Source organism: Pseudomonas sp. GL-RE-29, assembly GCF_019947275.1.
GTDB lineage: Bacteria > Pseudomonadota > Gammaproteobacteria > Pseudomonadales > Pseudomonadaceae > Aquipseudomonas > Aquipseudomonas fluorescens_A.
In genome coordinates, this window is record NZ_JAGYGD010000026.1 from 72,000 (window position 1) to 91,551 (window position 19,552).

Annotated in this window: 17 protein-coding genes; 6 read left to right on the top strand and 11 right to left on the bottom strand. The window is 59.9% G+C overall.

The genetic code is table 11. The features are described 5' to 3' along the window. Position 1: 1 nt before the first annotated feature. The 7 genes from KGB21_RS20595 to KGB21_RS20625 form a co-directional block, all read right to left on the bottom strand. Entirely contained in the window at positions 2 to 805 is an 804-nt protein-coding gene (locus KGB21_RS20595) for an ABC transporter ATP-binding protein (RefSeq protein ID WP_034149435.1), read from the bottom strand. Then, on the bottom strand, positions 802 to 1,950 hold the full coding sequence (locus tag KGB21_RS20600; RefSeq protein ID WP_034149434.1) for an ABC transporter permease: 1,149 nt from the start codon (positions 1,948 to 1,950) through the stop codon (positions 802 to 804). The genes KGB21_RS20595 and KGB21_RS20600 overlap by 4 nt, the downstream gene beginning before the upstream one ends. A 54-nt stretch (positions 1,951 to 2,004) precedes the next feature. Further along, positions 2,005 to 3,033, bottom strand: a complete 1,029-nt coding sequence (locus KGB21_RS20605) for a DUF5924 family protein (protein ID WP_034149433.1) — start codon at positions 3,031 to 3,033, stop codon at positions 2,005 to 2,007. 247 nt (positions 3,034 to 3,280) lie between these two features. Next, positions 3,281 to 4,657: a M16 family metallopeptidase gene (locus KGB21_RS20610; protein ID WP_223506546.1), complete on the bottom strand. Its 1,377-nt coding sequence runs from the start codon at positions 4,655 to 4,657 to the stop codon at positions 3,281 to 3,283. A gap of 190 nt (positions 4,658 to 4,847) precedes the next feature. After that, positions 4,848 to 6,506: a Na/Pi cotransporter family protein gene (locus KGB21_RS20615; protein WP_223506547.1), complete on the bottom strand. Its 1,659-nt coding sequence runs from the start codon at positions 6,504 to 6,506 to the stop codon at positions 4,848 to 4,850. 288 nt (positions 6,507 to 6,794) lie between these two features. Then, on the bottom strand, positions 6,795 to 7,562 hold the full coding sequence (locus KGB21_RS20620; protein ID WP_223506548.1) for a TerC family protein: 768 nt from the start codon (positions 7,560 to 7,562) through the stop codon (positions 6,795 to 6,797). Positions 7,563 to 7,647: 85 nt separating this feature from the next. Continuing rightward, positions 7,648 to 8,955, bottom strand: a complete 1,308-nt coding sequence (locus KGB21_RS20625; RefSeq protein ID WP_223506549.1) for a CitMHS family transporter — start codon at positions 8,953 to 8,955, stop codon at positions 7,648 to 7,650. Positions 8,956 to 9,410: 455 nt separating this feature from the next. Here KGB21_RS20625 and KGB21_RS20630 point away from each other — a divergent pair, with 455 nt between their 5' ends. Continuing rightward, a complete protein-coding gene (locus KGB21_RS20630; protein WP_223506550.1) occupies positions 9,411 to 9,812 on the top strand; it encodes a GFA family protein in 402 nt (133 codons plus the stop codon). On the opposite strand, the gene KGB21_RS20635 is transcribed toward KGB21_RS20630, so the two are convergent. Continuing rightward, the gene (locus KGB21_RS20635) at positions 9,813 to 10,139 is read right to left on the bottom strand and encodes a DOPA 4,5-dioxygenase family protein (RefSeq protein ID WP_223506551.1); all 327 of its coding nucleotides are present in this window, start codon (positions 10,137 to 10,139) and stop codon (positions 9,813 to 9,815) included. It lies immediately after the preceding gene. A gap of 85 nt (positions 10,140 to 10,224) precedes the next feature. Here KGB21_RS20635 and KGB21_RS20640 point away from each other — a divergent pair, with 85 nt between their 5' ends. Next, on the top strand, positions 10,225 to 10,884 hold the full coding sequence (locus KGB21_RS20640) for an NAD(P)-dependent oxidoreductase (protein ID WP_034149428.1): 660 nt from the start codon (positions 10,225 to 10,227) through the stop codon (positions 10,882 to 10,884). 70 nt (positions 10,885 to 10,954) lie between these two features. On the opposite strand, the gene KGB21_RS20645 is transcribed toward KGB21_RS20640, so the two are convergent. Beyond that, positions 10,955 to 11,905 carry a choline sulfate utilization transcriptional regulator gene (locus KGB21_RS20645; RefSeq protein ID WP_223506552.1) on the bottom strand — a complete coding sequence of 317 codons (951 nt, stop codon included), beginning with the start codon at positions 11,903 to 11,905 and terminating at the stop codon, positions 10,955 to 10,957. A 114-nt stretch (positions 11,906 to 12,019) separates the two neighbouring features. Between KGB21_RS20645 and betC the strand changes: the two genes are divergently transcribed. The 3 genes from betC to KGB21_RS20660 all read left to right on the top strand — a co-directional run bounded on the left by betC (position 12,020) and on the right by KGB21_RS20660 (position 16,307). Then, complete coding sequence (betC, locus tag KGB21_RS20650; protein WP_223506553.1) at positions 12,020 to 13,534, top strand: choline-sulfatase; 1,515 nt, start codon at positions 12,020 to 12,022, stop codon at positions 13,532 to 13,534. 16 nt (positions 13,535 to 13,550) lie between these two features. Beyond that, positions 13,551 to 14,471: a choline ABC transporter substrate-binding protein gene (gene choX, locus KGB21_RS20655; RefSeq protein ID WP_223506554.1), complete on the top strand. Its 921-nt coding sequence runs from the start codon at positions 13,551 to 13,553 to the stop codon at positions 14,469 to 14,471. Positions 14,472 to 14,738: 267 nt separating this feature from the next. After that, positions 14,739 to 16,307: a SulP family inorganic anion transporter gene (locus KGB21_RS20660; protein ID WP_223506555.1), complete on the top strand. Its 1,569-nt coding sequence runs from the start codon at positions 14,739 to 14,741 to the stop codon at positions 16,305 to 16,307. 128 nt (positions 16,308 to 16,435) lie between these two features. Here KGB21_RS20660 and aroE read toward each other — a convergent pair whose 3' ends face one another. Together aroE and hemF are read right to left on the bottom strand one after the other, a co-directional pair. After that, complete coding sequence (gene aroE / locus KGB21_RS20665) at positions 16,436 to 17,257, bottom strand: shikimate dehydrogenase (protein ID WP_034149423.1); 822 nt, start codon at positions 17,255 to 17,257, stop codon at positions 16,436 to 16,438. A gap of 65 nt (positions 17,258 to 17,322) precedes the next feature. Then, on the bottom strand, positions 17,323 to 18,237 hold the full coding sequence (gene hemF, locus KGB21_RS20670; protein ID WP_034149506.1) for an oxygen-dependent coproporphyrinogen oxidase: 915 nt from the start codon (positions 18,235 to 18,237) through the stop codon (positions 17,323 to 17,325). A 164-nt stretch (positions 18,238 to 18,401) separates the two neighbouring features. Here hemF and KGB21_RS20675 point away from each other — a divergent pair, with 164 nt between their 5' ends. Continuing rightward, positions 18,402 to 19,379 (top strand): NADPH:quinone reductase, encoded by a 978-nt coding sequence (locus KGB21_RS20675; RefSeq protein ID WP_223506556.1) that lies wholly within the window; start codon positions 18,402 to 18,404, stop codon positions 19,377 to 19,379. The last annotated feature ends 173 nt before the right edge of the window (positions 19,380 to 19,552 follow it).

Consider the following 19,552-nt stretch of genomic DNA (forward strand, 5'->3'; position numbering starts at 1 on the left):
GTCAGACCTCGTTGAGCTGTTGAGCGGCACTCAGCGCCGCGCGGCCGCGAGGGCCGTGGAAGTATTCGTGAATCCACGCGTCGTCGGTTTCCGAGACGACATCAATGGCATCCGCCACCAGCACTTTCTTCTGCGCCAGCACCGCCACCCGGTCGGTGATGGTGTAGAGCGTGTCGAGGTCGTGGGTGACCAGGAAAACGCTCAGGCCCAGGGCATCGCGCAGGGTCAGGATCAGTTGATCGAACGCCGCCGCGCCAATCGGATCGAGACCGGCGGTGGGTTCGTCGAGAAACAGGATGTCCGGGTCCAGCGCCAAGGCCCGCGCCAGCGCCGCACGCTTGATCATGCCGCCGGACAGGGACGCGGGGTATTTGTCCGCCGCCGACAGCGGCAATCCGGCCAGGGCCAGCTTCACCGCCGCCAGGTGCTCGGCATCGTCGCGACTCAGGCCGGCATGTTCGATCAGGGGCAGGGCGACGTTCTCGGTCACGGTCAGCGAAGAGAACAGGGCGCCTTTCTGGAACAGCACGCCGAAGCGCCGTTCGATCAGCGAGCGTTCGTGTTCGGGCAGTGTAGGCAGGTTTTTGCCGAAGACCTTTACCTCACCGTCGCTGGGCTGGCGCAAGCCGACAATGCTGCGCAGCAACACCGACTTGCCGCTGCCCGAGCCGCCGACCACGGCGAGGATTTCACCTTTGTACAAATCCAGATCAAGGTTTTCGTGCACGCTTTGACTGCCAAAGCGATTGCACAGCCCACGGACTTCGATCACCGCCTCGGCGGGCGCTCGGGGTAAACGACTCACCAACCCATCTCCATGAAAAACAGCGCGGCCACTGCATCGAGCACGATTACCACGAAAATTGACTGCACCACGCTCGATGTTGTGTGCGCGCCGACGGATTCGGCACTGCCGCTGACCTTGAAGCCTTCCAGGCAACCGATCGCGGCAATCAGGAACGCGAATATCGGCGCTTTGACGATCCCCACCAGAAAATGCTGAACGCCGATGTCCGATTGCAGCAGCGACAAAAACATCGCCGGCGAAATATCCAGCGACACCGCGCAAACCACGCCGCCACCGATAATCCCCGAAAGCATCGCCATGAAGGTCAGCATCGGCAACGCAACCAGCAGGGCGAGGACGCGCGGTACCACCAGCAACTCCATCGGGTCGAGGCCCAAAGTGCGGATGGCGTCGATTTCTTCGTTGGCCTTCATCGAGCCGATCTGCGCGGTGAACGCACTGGCGGTGCGCCCGGCCATCAGGATCGCGGTGAGCAACACGGCGAATTCGCGCAGGAAGGAAAATGCCACCAGGTCCACGGTGAACACCGTAGCGCCGAAACTGGCCAGCACCGTCGCCCCGAGAAACGCCACCACCGCGCCCACCAGAAAGGTCAGCAGGGCCACGATGGGCGCGGCGTCGAGGCCGGTCTGTTCGATGTGCGCGACCATCGGCGTGATGCGCCAGCGCTTGGGCTGGAACAGGCCACGGACGATGGTTTCCAGAATAAGCCCGACAAAACCGAGCAGTTGCAGGGTGTCTTGCCAGACCGTATCCACCGCACGACCGATGCGGGTCAGCAGCAGAATGCCGACGCTGATTTCCGGCTCCTTGATCGGTACGCAGAAATCGGTCAGGGAGCGATAGACCGTTTGCAACAGTGCGCGGTCGGCGGAGGAGATGGTGCAATCGGGGTGTTCGGCGGACCGACCGAGACGCTCGGAGCCCAGCAGCTCCACCAACAGCGAGGCGCCCGCCGTGTCGAGGGCGCCGAGGCCGTTGAGGTCGATGCGGGTGCTGTCGTCGTATTGGCCTTCGAGCTTTTCGCTTAGAAGCTTGAGGTCGGCGTAATGGGCGAGCGTCCAGTCCCCGGTGACCCGGATCTGAGGCGGGGTGAGCGAGGTGTCCAATTGGGCATTGCCGGCCATTGTGCTGCTGGTCATAAGCTCCGTGCTTTTTCGGCTGTTACGCAGACCTACGTAATAGCACGAACTGCCTTACTTTTCTTTGACGGGTGTGCTGTCGGTAATCTTGAAACGCAGCACGCCGATCAACTGGCCATCTTCGGTCAGTACCCGGACCTGCCATTTGCCCGCCGGGTTGCCGGGGAAGTTCTGCTTGTGGGTCCAGGCGCGGTAGCCTTCCTTGCGCCCGCCGTGGATATCCAGCGGGATGCGGTCGACCTCTTTGCCGTTGAACTGCCAGACGTGATAAATCCGCTCATCCAGGCCTCGCGGGGCGTTGATCGCGGTGTAGGCGTACAGTCCGCCGCCACGAATCTGCTCGGCGCTGACTTCTTCGAGGCTGTCGCCGGGGGTGCGATCCTGCATTTGCGTGCTGATCGCCACATTGGTCATCCACAGGGTCGCCGGTGGCACCCACGAGCGCAGCACCCAGCCGACGCCGCCAATGCCGATGGTGATACTCAGGATCGCCACGGCGTTGCGCACGGTGCGGATCGGGAAGATCGACGCCAGGCTCGGGAACGACAGCAGCACGGCAATGCCCAGCGCCCATTTGAAACTTTGCGCGGTGGTCAGGTGCATGATCACCGGCAACGCGGTGAGCAGGGCGGCGAACAGGGTCAGGGTATGCAACGCGAGGAACGCCCAACGCCGTGGTGCCAGCCATTTGTAGTAAAGCGGGTCGATGATCGAGATCAGGGCCGCGATGGCCAACAGCCCGGTGAAGAACAACTGGCCGCTGTTCCAGGTGGTGGTGATGAAAAAGAATGGCAGGACGAAGAACAGGCTTTCCTGGTGGATCATCTGCGTCGCGTAACGCAGCAGCGGCTGGGGAATTTCCCGTTTGAAGATTCGGGTGAACAGCTTGGTCAAGCTGTTTTCCAGCATCAGCCAGATCCAGCTGATCAGCATGATCGTGGTGATCCAGCTCGCCAGGCCTTGTTGGCGATCAACCAGAATGAAACTGCCGATCCCGGAGATAAAACCACCGAGCGCAATGACCCCGGGGTAGCGCTTCATCAATTCAAGGATGCGCTGGACGAACAGGGTCAGGGTCGGCATTCGGCGGTTCACAGTAGTCGTAGGAAAAATCCTCGACAGGTTACCGCTGGCGCGGCGGCGTGGCGAGGGTGCCAGTCATTTGCGTCAAACACATCCCTTCAGAGAATAGTGTTTTTTTGTGGCGAGGGAGCTTGCTCCCGCTGGGGCGCGAAGCGACCCCCCGCATCCCTTCAATGCCAACTCGACTACAGGTTTACGACTGCTACGCAGCCGAGCGGGAGCAAGCTCCCTCGCCACAAGTGTTTGGTTATCGTCTGCGGTAAATCTGCCAACCCAATAGCGCTAGAACCAACACCCCCACCAATCCAGCAACCGCCCACATCAACTGGTCATAACTGAGCAGCGGCTTCTCGATCCGCACATACCCCGGTTGCAGCAGCAGTTCGCGCATGGCTTTGTTCGCTTCCGCCAGTGTCACCGCTTGCAGTTCTTTGACCGGGTTGGCGAAACGGCCATCCTCGTAGTCCCCGAGGGCGCTCCAGTAGTAATCGGCCAGCGCGCTATTGCCTTGCACGGCCCAGGACTGGCGCGCAATGGCGGCCTGTTTCAGGCGGTTGAAGGTTTCGGCGTTGAGACCGTCCTTGAGCAGCCCGGCCTTCAATTCATCCAGCACCTTTTGCGCTTCAGCGACATCGTCGCGGTCCAGGTCGGCATTCAGGCTCATGAAACCGACGCCGCCGAACACCTCGCGCTCGGCCCAAGGGCCATAGGACAAGCCATGCGCCAGACGCAACTGGCGATAGAGCGCCCAGTCCAGGTAGTCCTTGAGCAGGTCGAACGTTTCGTCGTGCTGGTCGTCCAGTACCGGTTCCGGCACCAGCCAATGCAGCTTGGCACTGCCGCCGACAAAACCATGAATCAGGCTGCGCTCGTGCGCGGCGCTGGCCTGGATTTGCGGCAGGGGTGGGTGCTCTGACGGGTTGATGGCGGTCAGTTCTCCATACGCCCGATCCAGATAAGCCGGCAGCAAACGGTCGAGGTCGCCGACCACGATCAGCGTCATGTTGTTGGGCGCGTACCAGTCTTTGCGCACGGTCTCCAGTTGTTCGCGGGTCAGGTGATGGACTTCAGCGCGCTCGGGGCATTTGAGGCCCAGCTCCACGGCCAGTTGTTTGCTGGCGGTGTTGCCCAGGTCCTGGCGATCCAGCCAGCGTTGCAGGTGCGTGTAGTGACCGCCGTCTTCACGCTCGACTACTTGCTTGGCGGCGTTAATGGAGTCGTCATCGAAATGGGTCTGGGTCAGCAGAGCCAGCAGCAAATCAAGCACCTTGCGCTGGTTTTTGGCCGGGGCTTCGATCACGAACGTGGTGTCGGCGTTGCTGGTGAAGGCGTTCCATTCGCCACCCAGCTCCTGCATGCGTTCTTCCAGGCCACCCTCACCGCTGGCGTCGATGCCGCTGAACAGCAAATGCTCGAGCAGGTGTGGCAGCTCTTTATCGGCGCAACTGAAATCATCCAGACCCACCCCGACCACCAGCCGGATCGCCACGTGGCCGCGTTCGGTACCGGGCTTGAGCAGCAATTGCAAACCGTTGCGCAGCGTGTAGCCCTCGACCTGGAAGCGGTCCAGGGCAAACGAAGGAAGTGAGCCAAGCAACAAACAGGCGAATAACAGACAACGCATAACGAGCTTCCCGGCAACCAATCGGAGATCCGTTTCGTCCTTACGTCCGCCATCGCGAGCAAGCTCGATCCCACAGAATCCAGGTTGATCCAACCATTGTGATCAACTCGAAACCTGTGGGAGCGAGCTTGCTAGCGATGACGGCCTTGAGGCTGAATCAAAGTTACTGACTGACCAGCGTGCCAGACGTTCAAGGCGAATGCGTGATGTCAGCCAAATCGTCCACAGCCAGCGCGCCGGTGTCGGACGTTTCCAATACCACGTAGGCACTGCTGCAAAACAGTGAATTCAGACGCTTCATGTCGGCGATCAGCTCCAGGTGCACAGAACTGGTCTCGATACTTTGCACGATCTTACGTTGCAAGCGGCTGACATGAGCGTGGGCCAGGCGGCGCTCCTGTGCACGAAAGCGACGTTTCTCACGCAGCAATTGGCGGGCACTTTCCCTGTCGGCGCTGAGGAACACCGACAAACCCAGTCGCAGGTTGGAGATCAACTGGCTGTGCAACCCGGCCAACTCTTCCAGGCCCACCTCGGAAAACGACCGGCGCTGCGAGGTTTTCTGCTGCTGCACCTTGCGCAGCATGCGTTCGATCAAGTCGCTGGCGAGTTTGAGGTTGATCGCCAGTTCGATGATTTCCGCCCAGCGTCGGCTGTCCTGGTCACTGAGGTCTTCCCGGGGCATTTGCGCCAGATACAGCTTGATCGCGCTGTAGAGCGCCTCGACATCGTCGGTCAGACGCCGCATTTCCTGCGTCACGGCGGTCTGCTTGCCGTGCAGCACGTCAAGCATGGCCTCCAGCATGTTGTCGATCAGATCGCCCATGCGCAGGGTTTCCCGGGCGGCGTTGGCCAGCGCCAGGCTTGGCGTGACCAACGCCGTCGGATCAAGGTGCCGGGGTTTGGCCATGCCATTGGTTTGCGGGCGCTCCGGCAGTATCCATGCGCAGAACCTGGCCATCGGCCCGACGCTGGGCAGCAGGATCAGGCAGCGTGCGGTGTTGTAGAGCAGGTGAAAGCCGATGACCATTTCCTGTGGACTGAAGTCGAGACTGTCGATCCAGTGCACCAACGGGTCGAGCACCGGAATGATCAGCAGCAGCCCGATCAGTTTGTACAACAGGCTGCCCAGCGCCACCTGGCGGCCGGCGGCGTTCTGCATGCTGGTGCTGAGGAACGCCAGAATGCCGCTGCCGATGTTGGCGCCGATCACCAGGCCGATGGCCACCGGCAGGCTGATCACGCTGGCGCCGGCCAGGGTCGCGGTCAGCAGGACCGCCGCCAGGCTGGAGTAGGAAATCATCGCGAACAGAGCGCCAACCAGGGCGTCGAGCAAAATATCGCCGGTCAGCGAGGCGAAAATCACCTTCACCCCTTGGGCGTGGGTGATCGGCGCAGCGGCTTCGACGATCAGTTGCAGCGCCAGAATGATCAACCCCAGACCGATGCTGACGCGACCCATTTGCCCGAGTCGCGTCTGTTTGCGCGACAGGAAGAAAATCACCCCGACAAAGATCAGCAGTGGCGACAGCCAGGACAGGTCGAAAGTCAGCACTCGCGCCATCAGCGCCGTACCGACATCGGCCCCGAGCATGGTTGCCAGGGCGGGGGTCAGCGCCATCAGGCCCTGACCGACAAACGAGGTGACGAGCATTGCCGTGGCATTACTGCTCTGGACCATCGCGGTCACGACGATCCCCGCGATAAACGCCAGCCAGCGCTTGGACATGTTCTGGCCGATGACGTGGCGCAGGTTGGAACCGTAGACCCGCAAGATGCCGGTTCGGACGATGTGCGTGCCCCAGATCAGCAAGGCTACGGCTGAGAGCAGATTGAGCAGGGTGAGCATACTGGCCCCCTGTGGTGGTAGCGCCCCAAAGGAGCAAGTTAACGGTGCCGCGCGACGATCTACGTTCTGTACTTAAGCTGTAGTTGGCTAACGGTCTGGGCGCCAGCATCGCATAGCTAAAGAAGTGATTGAAACAAAACTGTCATGAAAACCAGGTCTTCCAGCCACCTGAAACAACTGTGGGAGCGAGCTTGCTCGCGATGAGGCCCACACAGTCAACATTGATGTTGAATGATGGACCGCTATCGCGAGCAGGCTCGCTCCCACAGGGTATTGCGTACTACAGGGTTACTGCCCCGGAATATCCTTGCGCAGTTTCACCGGATCCTGCTGCTTCTTCTTTCTCGCCATCGCGGTGCGCATCTTGATGTTGATCGCTTCCACCGCCAGCGAGAACGCCATGGCGAAGTAGACGTAGCCTTTTGGCACATGCACGTCCAGGGATTCGGCAATCAGCACCATACCGACGATCAACAGGAACGACAGCGCCAGCATCTTCAGCGAAGGATGCTTGTCGATGAACGCGCTGATCGTGCCCGAGGCCAGCATCATCACCAGTACCGCAACAACGATCGCCGCGACCATGACCGGTACGTGGGAGACCATGCCGACGGCGGTGATCACCGAGTCCAGCGAGAACACGATGTCGATGATCGCGATCTGGATGATGGTGTAGAGGAAGTTGCCGCCCTTGAGGTTTGGCTCGTCGTCGGTTTCGTCTTCACCTTCCAGCGCGTGGTACATCTCTTGCGAGCTCTTCCACAACAGGAACAGGCCACCGAAGAACAGAATCAGGTCTCGCCCGGAAATGCCTTGGCCGAACACCACGAACAGGTCGGCGGTGAGGCGCATGACCCAAGTGATCGACAGCAGCAACAGAATCCGCGTGACCATGGCCAGCGCCAGGCCGAAAATCCGGGTGCGCTGTTGCATGTGCTTGGGCATGCGGCTGACCAGGATCGAAATCATGATGATGTTATCGATACCCAGGACGATTTCCAGGGCGGTCAGGGTAAAGAAGGCAACCCAGATTTCAGGGTTGGTCAGCCATTCCATGTGTATTCCTTTGAGCGAGTGTTAAACCACAACGGGTCCGGGCTTCAAACCGCGAAGCCGGGACCCGAAGTGGCGAGTCTTGGGCTTATAGAGTGCTGAACAGCGGAAAAATCCCCATCAGCAATGCAGCAATCAGTATGCACATGCAAACCAGCACTGCCCATTTCAGGGTGAAGCGCTGGTGATCACCAAAATCAATACCGGCCAGGGCCACCAACAGGTAAGTCGAGGGTACCAGCGGGCTCAACAAGTGGACGGGCTGACCGACGATCGAGGCACGTGCCATTTCCACCGCGGTTATACCGTAGTGGCTGGCGGCTTCGGCAAGTACCGGTAACACGCCGTAATAAAATGCATCGTTGGACATGAAGAAGGTGAACGGCATGCTCACCAACGCCGTGATCACGGCCAGGTACGGACCGAGGAAATCCGGGATCACTGACAACAGGCTTTTCGACATGGCATCGACCATCCCGGTGCCCGACAGGATACCGGTGAAGATGCCCGCGGCAAAGATTAGTCCGACAACCGCCAGCACGCTACCGGCGTGGGCCGCGACGCGATCTTTCTGCTGTTGCAGGCATGGGTAGTTGACGATCATCGCAATACTGAACGCCACCATGAACAGCACCGGCAGCGGCAGCAGGCCGGCGATCAGGGTGCACATCAGGCCCAGGGTCAGGGCGCCGTTGAACCAGATCAGTTTCGGACGACGAGCGTCCGGGAACTGCGACACGCTGATTTCACTGTGATCGATCTCGTCGCCCACCAGGTGCAGTTCACCGAGGCGCGCACGTTCACGTTTGCCGTAGAAGTAAGCGATGGCCAGGATTGCCACGACACCGGCCGCCATCGCCGGAATCATCGGCACGAAAATGTGCGACGGGTCCACATGCAGCGCACTGGCGGCACGGGCGGTCGGGCCACCCCATGGGGTCATGTTCATCACGCCACCGGCGAGGATGATCAGGCCGGCCATGATCCGCGGGCTCATGCCGATGCGGCTGTAGAGCGGCAGCATGGCGGCCACGCAGATCATGTAAGTGGTGGCGCCGTCACCATCGAGGGAAACGACAAGCGCCAGTACGGCGGTGCCGACCGAGACTTTCAGCGGGTCGCCCTTGACCATTTTGAGGATCTTGCGCACAGCCGGGTCGAACAGGCCGGAGTCAATCATCAGGGCAAAGTACAGAATGGCGAACATCAGCATCACGCCGGTCGGCGCAAGCTTGGTGATGCCTTCGAGCATCATCGGGCCGATTTTCGGGCCGAAACCGCCGAACAGGGCGAAGACGATTGGAATGATGATCAGGGCGATCAGCGCGGACAGGCGCTTGGTCATGATCAGGAACATGAACGTGATGACCATGGCGAAGCCAAGGAAAGTCAGCATGGGAATACTCCAGGCGTAGCGCGGCTAGGGAATGGGCGGATCGGGCGGGATCAGCGCAGAACGGGAAGCACGAGGCGTACGGGCGGAGTTGCAGCGTAGCGGCGGGTAGTAGAGGACATCAGAATCACCATTGTTGTTGTTAAATGGGCTGTGCGAGCGATAAAACGCTGGCATTGGCCAACCGGTCTGTTGCCGGCAGTGAGGGCGATCCTAATCGGGGAAGCTTTCAGCCAGCTTTCGCTGGTGAAAGCATTGACCGGATGTGCGACCGGTCGTCGGAGCGAGTTGAGGTCTTCGCGCACAAGCTAGCGCACATCGGATTGGCGTCGCGGCACGGATCCCTGTAGGAGCTGCCGAAGGCTGCGATCTTTTGATCTTGCTTCTAAAAATCAAAGTCAAAAGATCGCAGCCTTCGGCAGCTCCTACAGGGGGCAAACGCATCAGGAGGAATGGGCATGGTCAAATTTCATACAGGCGGCTGTCACTGCGGCCAACTGCGCTATCAATTCAGCGGACCCTTGCACGACATTGCCCACTGCCATTGCTCGATTTGCCGGCGAGTCAGCGGCGGGATCGTGACCACCTGGATCACCGTCCCGGCAATCGCCTTTCAATGGCTGGCCGGGACACCGGCGCGGTACGACTCTTCGTCAACCTGCGCACGATATTTCTGCGGTCACTGTGGGGCGCAACTGGCGCTGGTGACAGATCTGAGCCCTGAAAGCATCGACATCACCATCGCCACCCTCGATCACCCCGAACAGGCACCCGCCGAGCGCCACATCTGGACCGACAGCCGCTTGCCGTGGCTGCACCTGGACGAGCACTTGCCCGGCGAGGCCGAAGAAACCATCTGATCAAAAAATAGACAGGTTCAACGGTCGAACCGCGCCCATCCAGATCGCGTGCTCGCTGTGGTCGAGCAAATCGTCGCCGGTATCCGGGTGCAGGAACACCACCAAACCCTTGCGGTTGAGCGCCAGCCACGGCAGCACGTCGCCGATCAGCTCCGGGCCGAAGGCCAGTTGGCAGCTCCAGTCCGGGTGTGGCCCGACCGGTCGCTCATGAACGCGGCCCATCTTCAGCGGGAACAACTGCGCCGCTTGCTCACACAGCGCCCGCGCCTGATCAATCGTCCTGGCATCGAAATAGACATGAGCGTGATAGCCCTTGATCCGGTGCATGTGAATCCCTCTAAAACTCAGTCGAACCCTTATCGTTCCGTGCATGTCACACGACATATACGCATGAAAACAAGGGAGTTCAGCCATGAAAAACGCCGAAACGCCGGTGGTGAAAGTGGTGCTTTATGGTGCCATGAGTAGCCTGGGCAGTGCGCTGATGGCTGAAATGCTTCGGCGCCAACATGAAGTAATCGCCATTCTCGATGACTTGACGGCATTGGCGCCGCGTCCGGGTTTGCGCACCAAGACCGGCGACCTGTTCGAGGCTGAGCGGGTGAAGCAAAGCGTAGCCGGCAGCTCGGCGGTCATTTGTTTGCTGGACGCACCAGGGTTGCCATTCAACAGTGAGTACGTGGAAAAAACCATCATCCCCGGCCCGGTCGAGCAGGTGCTGGCGGTGGACGCGTTGATTGAAGGCATGCAAGCGGCGGGTATCGCACGGTTGTTTCTGGTGGGGGATTTCGAGGTCCTGGACGATCCAGAGATTGAGGACGGGTTGCAACGTCACGCTGCCGAAGAAATTCGCGAAGCGCTGCAAAGCAGTGCCTTGCACTGGACGATGGTGAACGCTCCGCGTGGAGTGCCGGGATTGACCATTGAGCATTTCAGTCAGATCGGCGGCAACCTTGAGCCGGGTCTCGCCGAGCCCCTCGCGCGTCTGGCTCGCACGGCGGTTGGGATCGCTGATGAGCTGCATCTCAACCTGCATGTCGGTGAGCATGTGAATTTTGTTGCGACTTCATAACCAGTAAAAGATCGCATCCCTGTAGGAGCTGCCGAAGGCTCGGGCCGCGTTCGGACGATCTTTTGACCTTTCAAACCGCAATCGAAGGAAACGACAACCCCGTCACCGATTGCGCACTGCTGGCCTGCTCCGCCATCAACCAATCAACAAATTGCTGAATCAACGCGCCACGCCGTTTGCGCTGGGGCAAAACTACGTAATAACCGAGCCGGGAAATCACCGTTTCGGCAATCGGTCGACACAACAAACCTTGCGCCAGCAAGTTATCCACAAGGTGCCGCCAACCGATGGCCACGCCCTGACCACCAATCGCGGCCTGAATCAACAAGGTGTAATTATCGAAGCGCAACTGGCCCGGAGCCGGGGGCGACGTGATTCCCAACTCGCGAAACACGCCACTCCAGTCGAACCAGTTACTGCTGTTCTCCCCGCGCAGGTGCAGCAGTGGCAGCTCCAGTAAAGCTTTGGCAGGCAAGGGCAGGGGACGCTCGCTCAATAACTGTGGGCTGCAAACCGGGAACACTTCTTCGCTGAACAACCAATGACTTTCCCCCTGCTTGAAGCGGCCATCACCGAACAATACGGCCACGTCGATATCGGTCCGCAGCATGTTGTGGCTGCGTTCGCTGGTGACCAGGCTGACATCCACTTGCGGATTGGCCGCATGAAAGCGATGCAGGCGCGGCATCAGCCAATAGGCGGCGAAGGCGAAGTCGGTAGCGACTTGCAGCACTTCATGCTGTTGCTGTGCACTGATTGCGCTCAAACCAGCATCGATGTTCTGCAAACCGAGCTGAACCTGCTCGAAAAGAATCATTCCGGCCTCGGTCAATTCGATGCCGCGATAGATTCGGTCGAACAACCTCGTTGCCAACTGTTCTTCCAGCCGTTTGATCTGCTGGCTGATGGCCGGTTGTGTCGTACCCAGCTCTACGGCCGCCGCAGTGAAGCTGCGTTGCCGGGCGGCTGCTTCAAAGGTGCGAAGCAAATCCAGGGACAGGTCACCGAGGGCGTCATACATAAGCTGTGCTTATCCTAGTCATTGCCGCGCATGGGCTTTACCGCAAACTGTGCGAAATCCATGCTCAATCGCAGCACTCTCGCATAAATATTCACTATGGAATGCCGCGATCACATGAAGCGCAAGAATATTCTTTTCATCATGGCCGATCAGATGGCCGCGCCAATGTTGCCGTTCTACGGTTCTTCGCCGATCAAACTCCCGAATCTCAGTCGCCTCGCCGCCGAAGGCGTGGTGTTCGACGCCGCTTATTGCAACAGTCCACTGTGCGCGCCGTCGCGCTTTACCCTGGTCAGCGGCCAGTTGCCGAGCAAGATCGGCGCCTACGACAACGCAGCCGATTTCCCGGCCGACGTGCCGACTTATGCCCATTACCTGCGACGCCTCGGTTACCGCACCGCGCTCTCGGGCAAAATGCACTTCTGCGGCCCAGACCAGTTGCACGGTTATGAAGAACGCCTGACTAGCGACATCTACCCCGCCGACTATGGCTGGGCGGTGAACTGGGATGAGCCGGACGTGCGCCCGACCTGGTACCACAACATGTCCTCGGTGCTGCAAGCCGGATCGTGCGTGCGCACCAATCAACTGGATTTCGACGAAGAGGTGGTGTTCAAGGCCCAGCAATACCTGTTCGATCACATTCGCGAGGATGGCGACCAGCCGTTCTGCCTGACCGTTTCGATGACTCACCCACACGACCCGTACACCATTCCCAAGGCTTTCTGGGACATGTACGACGATGCCGATATCCCTTTGCCTACAACGCCAAACCAGCACGAACTGGATCCGCATTCCCAGCGCCTGCTCAAGGTTTATGACCTTTGGGATAAACCGCTGCCTGTGGATAAGATTCGTGATGCGCGCCGCGCTTATTTCGGAGCTTGCAGCTATATCGATAGCAACGTCGGCAAACTTCTGCAAACACTTGAAGATACCGGGCTGATCGATGACACCATCATCGTATTCTCCGGCGACCACGGCGACATGCTCGGCGAACGTGGGCTCTGGTACAAAATGCATTGGTATGAGATGGCAGCACGCGTGCCCTTGTTGATAAGTGCGCCAGGACAATTTGGCGCCGGCCGGGTCAGCGCTTCGGTCTCCACCGCGGACCTGTTGCCGACCTTTGTGGAACTGGCGGGCGGCTCCCTTGAGCCGGGCCTGCCACTCGACGGCCGTTCGCTGGTGCCGCATCTGCAAGGGCAGGGCGGCCACGACGAAGTGTTCGGCGAATATATGGCTGAAGGCACTATCAGCCCGTTGATGATGATTCGCCGTGGCGCTTACAAATTCATCTACAGCGAAGACGACCCTTGCCTACTCTTCGATGTACAAAATGACCCGCGCGAACTGGAAGAACTCAGCCAGTCGCCGCAACATCGTCGGCTATTCGACGATTTTCTAGCCGAGGCGCGGGCCAAATGGGACATTCCGGCAATCCACCAACAGGTGCTCGCGAGCCAGCGGCGCCGGCGCTTCGTCGCCGATGCCCTGACCATCGGCAAGCTGAAGAGCTGGGATCACCAGCCGCTGGTGGACGCCAGTCAGCAATACATGCGCAACCACATCGACCTCGATGACTTGGAGCGTAAAGCACGTTATCCACAACCCTGCCAAAACCAATAATGTTAAGGGGAAGTTCATGCAAAGGTTATCCACAGTACTGACGGTCGGGCTATTGGCTCTGGGCAGCACGTCGGCGTATGCCGATCAGAACTGCGAAACGGTGAAAATGGCCGAGCCGGGCTGGAGCGACATCGCCGCGACCAATGCGATCACCGGGTTTCTGCTGGACGGCATGGGCTACAAGGCCAAGGTCGACACCCTCGCGGTGCCGATCACCTTTGGCGGGTTGAAGGATGGCCAGGTCGATGTGTTCCTGGGTAACTGGATGCCGGCGCAACAGGGTTTCTATGACAAATTCGTGGCCACGGGCGACGTTACGCAACTGGCGAAGAACCTCGATGGCACCGAGTTCACCCTTGCGGTTCCGGACTACGTGTGGGACGCGGGTGTGCATAACTTTGCCGACCTGAACAAGTTCGCCGACAAGTTCGACCACAAGATCTACGGCATCGGCTCCGGTGCACCGGCGAACATCTCGCTGCAAGAGATCATCAAGAAAAACGATTTCGACATGGGGCAGTGGAAACTGGTGGAATCCAGCGAGCAGGCGATGCTGGCGGAAGTGTCCCGCGCGGTGAAAAAGCAGAAATTCGTCACCTTCCTCGGCTGGACCCCGCACCCAATGAACGTACAGCTGAAAATGCATTATCTGAAGGGCGGCGAGAAATACTTCGGCGACACCGGCAGCGTTTACACCCTGACCCGCAAAGGTTATGCACAGGCCTGCCCGAACGTTGGCAAGCTGCTGACCAACCTGAGCTTCACCCAGGACATGGAGAACAGCATCATGTCCGAGGTGGTGAACAAGAAAGTCAGCAATGCCGATGCGGCCAAGGCGTGGATCAAGGCCAACCCGGCGGTGCTGGATAAATGGCTGGACGGCGTGAAGACCGTGGATGGCAAGGATGCGTTGCCAGCAGTAAAAGCCAAGTTGTAACGATTATTTGGCGGACTGTAATGATTACCTGTGGCGAGGGAGCTTGCTCCCACTCGACTGCGTAGCAGACGTAAATCCGGATAACTCGGTAAGGCTGACAAACCGCGTTGAACGGATTGGGAGTGCTACGCACTCCAGCGGGAGCAAGCTCCCTCGCCACACAAAGCCTCCTCAACACACCAGGCTCGCTCATTACAGGAAGCTCCCTGGACACAATGCTGGCTTCGTCCTGCTACCCTTGCGCCAAAATCCTACCCGAGAGGACCCATGGCCTTTCCCAGCCGCCATTCACTCTTCCCGTTCCTTACATGGTTACCCCGGCAAACCCGCGCCAGTGTCGGGCGGGACCTGATCGTCGGCCTCAGTGGCGCGATTCTCGCGTTGCCGCAATCCATTGCCTACGCGCTGATTGCCGGTCTGCCACCCGAGTACGGCTTATACGCGGCGATCATTCCGGTGTTGATCGCTTGTCTGTGGGGCTCGTCGTGGCATTTGATCTGCGGTCCTACAGCCGCGATTTCGATTGTCCTGTACGCCAGCGTCAGTCCTCTGGCCGTTCCGGCGACACAGGACTACGTCACCTTGATCCTGCTGCTGACGTTGCTGGCCGGGATTTTCCAGTGGCTGCTGGGTCTGCTGCGCTTTGGCGCGCTGGTGAATTTCGTTTCTCATTCAGTGGTGCTCGGCTTCACCCTCGGTGCGGCGGTGGTGATTGCCATCGGCCAACTGCCGAACCTGCTGGGTCTGGATTTGCCCAGCCAGGCCACCGCGCTGGACAGCTTCATTACCCTGTTCCAACACCTTGGCGAGGTGGACAAACCTTCACTGATATTGGGCCTCGCCACCGTCGTGGTCGGCGTGATCCTGAAGCTGATGTTGCCCCGTTGGCCCACGCTGTTGATGACTTTGGTGCTGGGCGCATTGCTGGTCTGGTTCTGGCCGTCGATGTTCGGGCATGTGCAATTGGTCAGCGCATTTGCCGGCAAGTTGCCGCCTTTCAGCCCGCTGCCGCTGGAGCTGGACACGATCCTGCGCCTGCTGCCCAGCGCCGTGGCGGTCGGCATGCTCGGGCTGGTGACCAGCCTGTCGATTGCCCGTTCCTTGTCGGCGCGGTCACAACAGTTGCTCGATGCCAATCAGGAAGTCCGCGCCCAGGGCTTGTCCAACATTGTCGGTGCGTTTTTTTCCGGGTCGCTGTCAGCCGGGTCCTTCACCCGTTCGGGCCTGAGTTACGACGCGGGCGCCTGCTCGCCATTGGCGGGGATTTTTTCGGCGTTGTGGGTGGCGCTGTTTGCGATTTTCGGTGCGCAGTTGATCGCACACATTCCGATCCCGGCCATGGCTGGCAGCATTTTGTTGATCGCCTGGGGCTTGGTGGATCATCGCGCAATTCGCGCGTTGCTGCGGGTCAGCCGCGCCGAATTCCTGGTCATGGCCCTGACGTGTGTAGCCACGCTGCTGCTGGAGTTGCAGACCGCTATCTACGCCGGCGTGCTGGCCTCGCTGTTCTTCTACCTCAAGCGCACCTCGCAACCGCGGGTTCAGCATGTGCGCGACGGCGATGACGACATCCTGCGGGTCGGCGGGTCGATCTTTTTCGGCGCCAGCCATTACCTGCAAGTGCGCCTGCAACGGATGCACGGTGCGCGGGTGGTGATCGAGGCGCAGCAGATCAACTTCATCGACTATTCAGGGGTTGAAATGCTGCATCAGGAAGCGCGGCGGTTGTTGCGCCAGAATCGCAGTTTGACCCTGCGCCGGGCGAGGCCGCAGGTGGTAGAGGAATTGCGCAAGCTCGAAGGGGCGGAGAAATGCCCGATTCGGTTTGAGGACTGAAACACCACACTGCGGGATATATGCCTAACCCTGTGGCGAGCTCGCTCCCGCTGGGCTGCGCAGCAGCCCTAAAAATCTGCGGGCGCTGCGCACCCGAGCGGGAGCAAGCTCCCTCGCCACAAAAAAGCCTACAGCGCCAACTGCCGACGCAGTTCGGCCAGTACCGGTGCCGTATCCGGGCGCACACCGCGCCACAGGAAAAACGCCTCTGCCGCTTGTTCGGCAAGCATTCCCAAGCCGTCCATCGCCACTGCTGCACCATTCTCGCTGGCCCAGCGGCAGAATGAAGTCGGCTCCTTGCCGTACATCATGTCGTAGCACACCGTTTTGCCCGGTTCGATCAGGCTGGTGGCAATCGGCGGCACATCGCCCGACAAACTGGCGGACGTCGCATTGATGATCAGGTCCACCGACTCCTGCAACCAGTCGTAACCGCTGGCCGATACCGGTCCCAGATCGCAGAACAATTCCGCCAGCAACTCGGCCTTGTCCACCGTGCGGTTGGCGATGACCACCGACGCCGGTTGCTCGGCCAGCAACGGTTCGAGCGCACCGCGCACCGCGCCGCCAGCACCGAGCAGCAGTATGCGTTTGCCCTTGAGGCTGAAACCGGCGTTAACCGTCAGGTCCCGCACCAGACCGGCACCGTCGGTGTTATCACCCAACAACGTGCCGTCTTCGAGCTTGCTCAGGGTGTTCACCGCGCCAGCCCGTTGCGCCCTTGCAGTCAGGGTGTCGGCCAGGCGATAGGCCTCTTCCTTGAACGGCACTGTCACATTCGCCCCGCGACCTTCGAGGAAAAATGCCCGGGCGCAGCCGGAAAAGTCGTCAAGAGGTGCCAGTGAAGTGCTGTAGTCGAGTTTCTGCGCGGTCTGCTCGGCAAACAGGCGATGAATCAACGGCGATTTGCTGTGGCCAATCGGGTTACCGAATACGACGTAACGGTCCATCTAAACCTCACCTGTAGGAGCTGCCGGAGGCCGCGATATTGGCGCCATCCCCGGCAAAACAATTCTCAACCCTTGGCCAACCAATCGCGGTCTTGCAGGAAATACTCGGTCAGGCGTGCTTCTTCGCTGCCAGGCTCGGCTTTCCAGTCGTAACCCCAGCGCACTTGTGGCGGCAGTGACATCAGAATCGACTCGGTACGCCCGCCCGATTGCAGGCCGAACAAGGTGCCACGGTCGTAAACCAGGTTGAACTCGACGTAACGCCCACGGCGGAATTCCTGAAACTCGCGCTGCTTGGCAGTGAACGCATCGTTCTTGCGCCGCTGCACGATCGGCAGATACGCCTCGATGTACGCGTCGCCGATGGCGCGCATGAAGGCGAAACTGGTGTCGAAGTCCCACTCGTTCAGATCATCGAAAAACAGGCCGCCGATGCCCCGTGGCTCGTGGCGATGCTTGATGTGGAAATAGCTGTCGCACCAAGCCTTGTACCGCGAGTAGACGTCCGGGCCAAACGGCGCGCAGGCCTGCTCGGCGACGCGGTGCCAGTGCACGCAGTCTTCTTCATTGCCGTAATAAGGGGTCAGGTCGAAACCGCCGCCGAACCACCAGACCGGTTCTTCACCTTCTTTCTCGGCGATGAAAAAACGCACGTTGGCGTGGGAGGTCGGTACGTGCGGGTTGTGCGGGTGGATCACCAGCGACACGCCGAGGGCTTCGAAGCCGCGCCCGGCCAGTTCCGGCCGATGGGCGCTGGCGGACGGTGGCAGACCGCTGCCGAAGACGTGGGAAAAGTTGACGCCGCCCTTTTCGATGACCGTGCCGTTTTCAATCACCCGCGTACGGCCGCCACCGCCGGCAGGCCGGGTCCAGGCGTCTTCGACGAAGCGCGTACCACCGTCTTCGGCTTCCAGGGCAGCACAAATGCGGTCTTGCAGGTCGAGCAGATAGGCTTTTACGGCCTCGGTGCGGGTCGTCATGTCATCACCTTGAATCGGGCAAAACAACGCGGCGCTCCATCGGAGCTCAGCCTGCGCAAATGGGCGCGTAGCATACCACCGCCGATGCACTCGTCGCAGTTGACGAAGGTCAAGGTTAGGAGTTCGATAGGGCGCTTCGTATCGACGAATCAAGGAGAAGGCAGATGGCAAAGCGTATTCAGTTCCGCGCCCATGGCGGCCCCGAAGTACTCGAGTATGTGGATTACCAACCCGCCGAGCCCGGCCCGCAGCAGGTGCGCGTGAGCAACAAGGCGATCGGCCTGAACTTCATCGACACGTACTACCGAAGCGGTCTTTATCCGCCACCGTCCCTGCCATCGGGCGTGGGATCGGAAGGAGCAGGCGTGGTCGAGGCGGTCGGCAGCGAAGTCACGCGGTTCAAAGTTGGTGATCGCGTAGCTTATGGCAGCGGTCCGTTGGGTGCCTACAGCGACGTTCACGTGTTGCCCGAGGCTAACCTGGTGCATCTGCCGGACGCCATCAGCTTCGAAACGGCCGCTGGCGTGATGCTCAAGGGTCTCACCGTGCAGTACTTGCTGCGTCAGACCTATGAACTCAAGGGTGGCGAAACCATCCTGTTCCACGCTGCGGCCGGTGGCGTCGGTTCCCTCGCTTGCCAATGGGCCAAGGCCCTGGGCGTCAAGCTGATCGGTACGGTGAGTTCAGCGGAGAAAGCCGCGCTGGCCAAGGCCAACGGCGCATGGGCGACCATCGACTACAGCCATGAAAACGTCGCACAACGTGTACTGGAATTGACTGACGGCAAAAAAGTCCCGGTGGTGTACGACGGCGTCGGCAAGGACACTTGGTTGACCTCACTCGATAGCGCGGCACCGCGTGGGTTGGTGGTGAGTTTCGGCAATGCGTCGGGTGCGGTGGACGGGGTGAATTTGGGGATTCTGGCGGGGAAAGGTTCGTTGTACGTCACCCGGCCGACACTGGGGACCTATGCCAACAACGCTGAGAATCTGCAACGGATGGCGGACGAGCTATTTGAAATGATCATCAGCGGCAAGCTGACTGTGGACATCAGCCAGCGTTATCCATTGGCTGAAGCGGCGAAGGCTCAGACCGAGTTGTCGGCGCGGCGTACGACAGGCTCGGTCATTTTGTTGCCTTAGGATTTTCAGCGTTTTCCGGGGCCTCATCGCTGGCAAGCCAGCTCCCACAGTGATTTCTGGTGTTCACAATATTTGTATTCACCGCCGAAACCTGTGGGAGCTGGCAAGCCAGCGATGGGGACGACCAGGTCTCAATCCGGGCGCACAACATGCCCCGTCGCCAGATCCCGGAT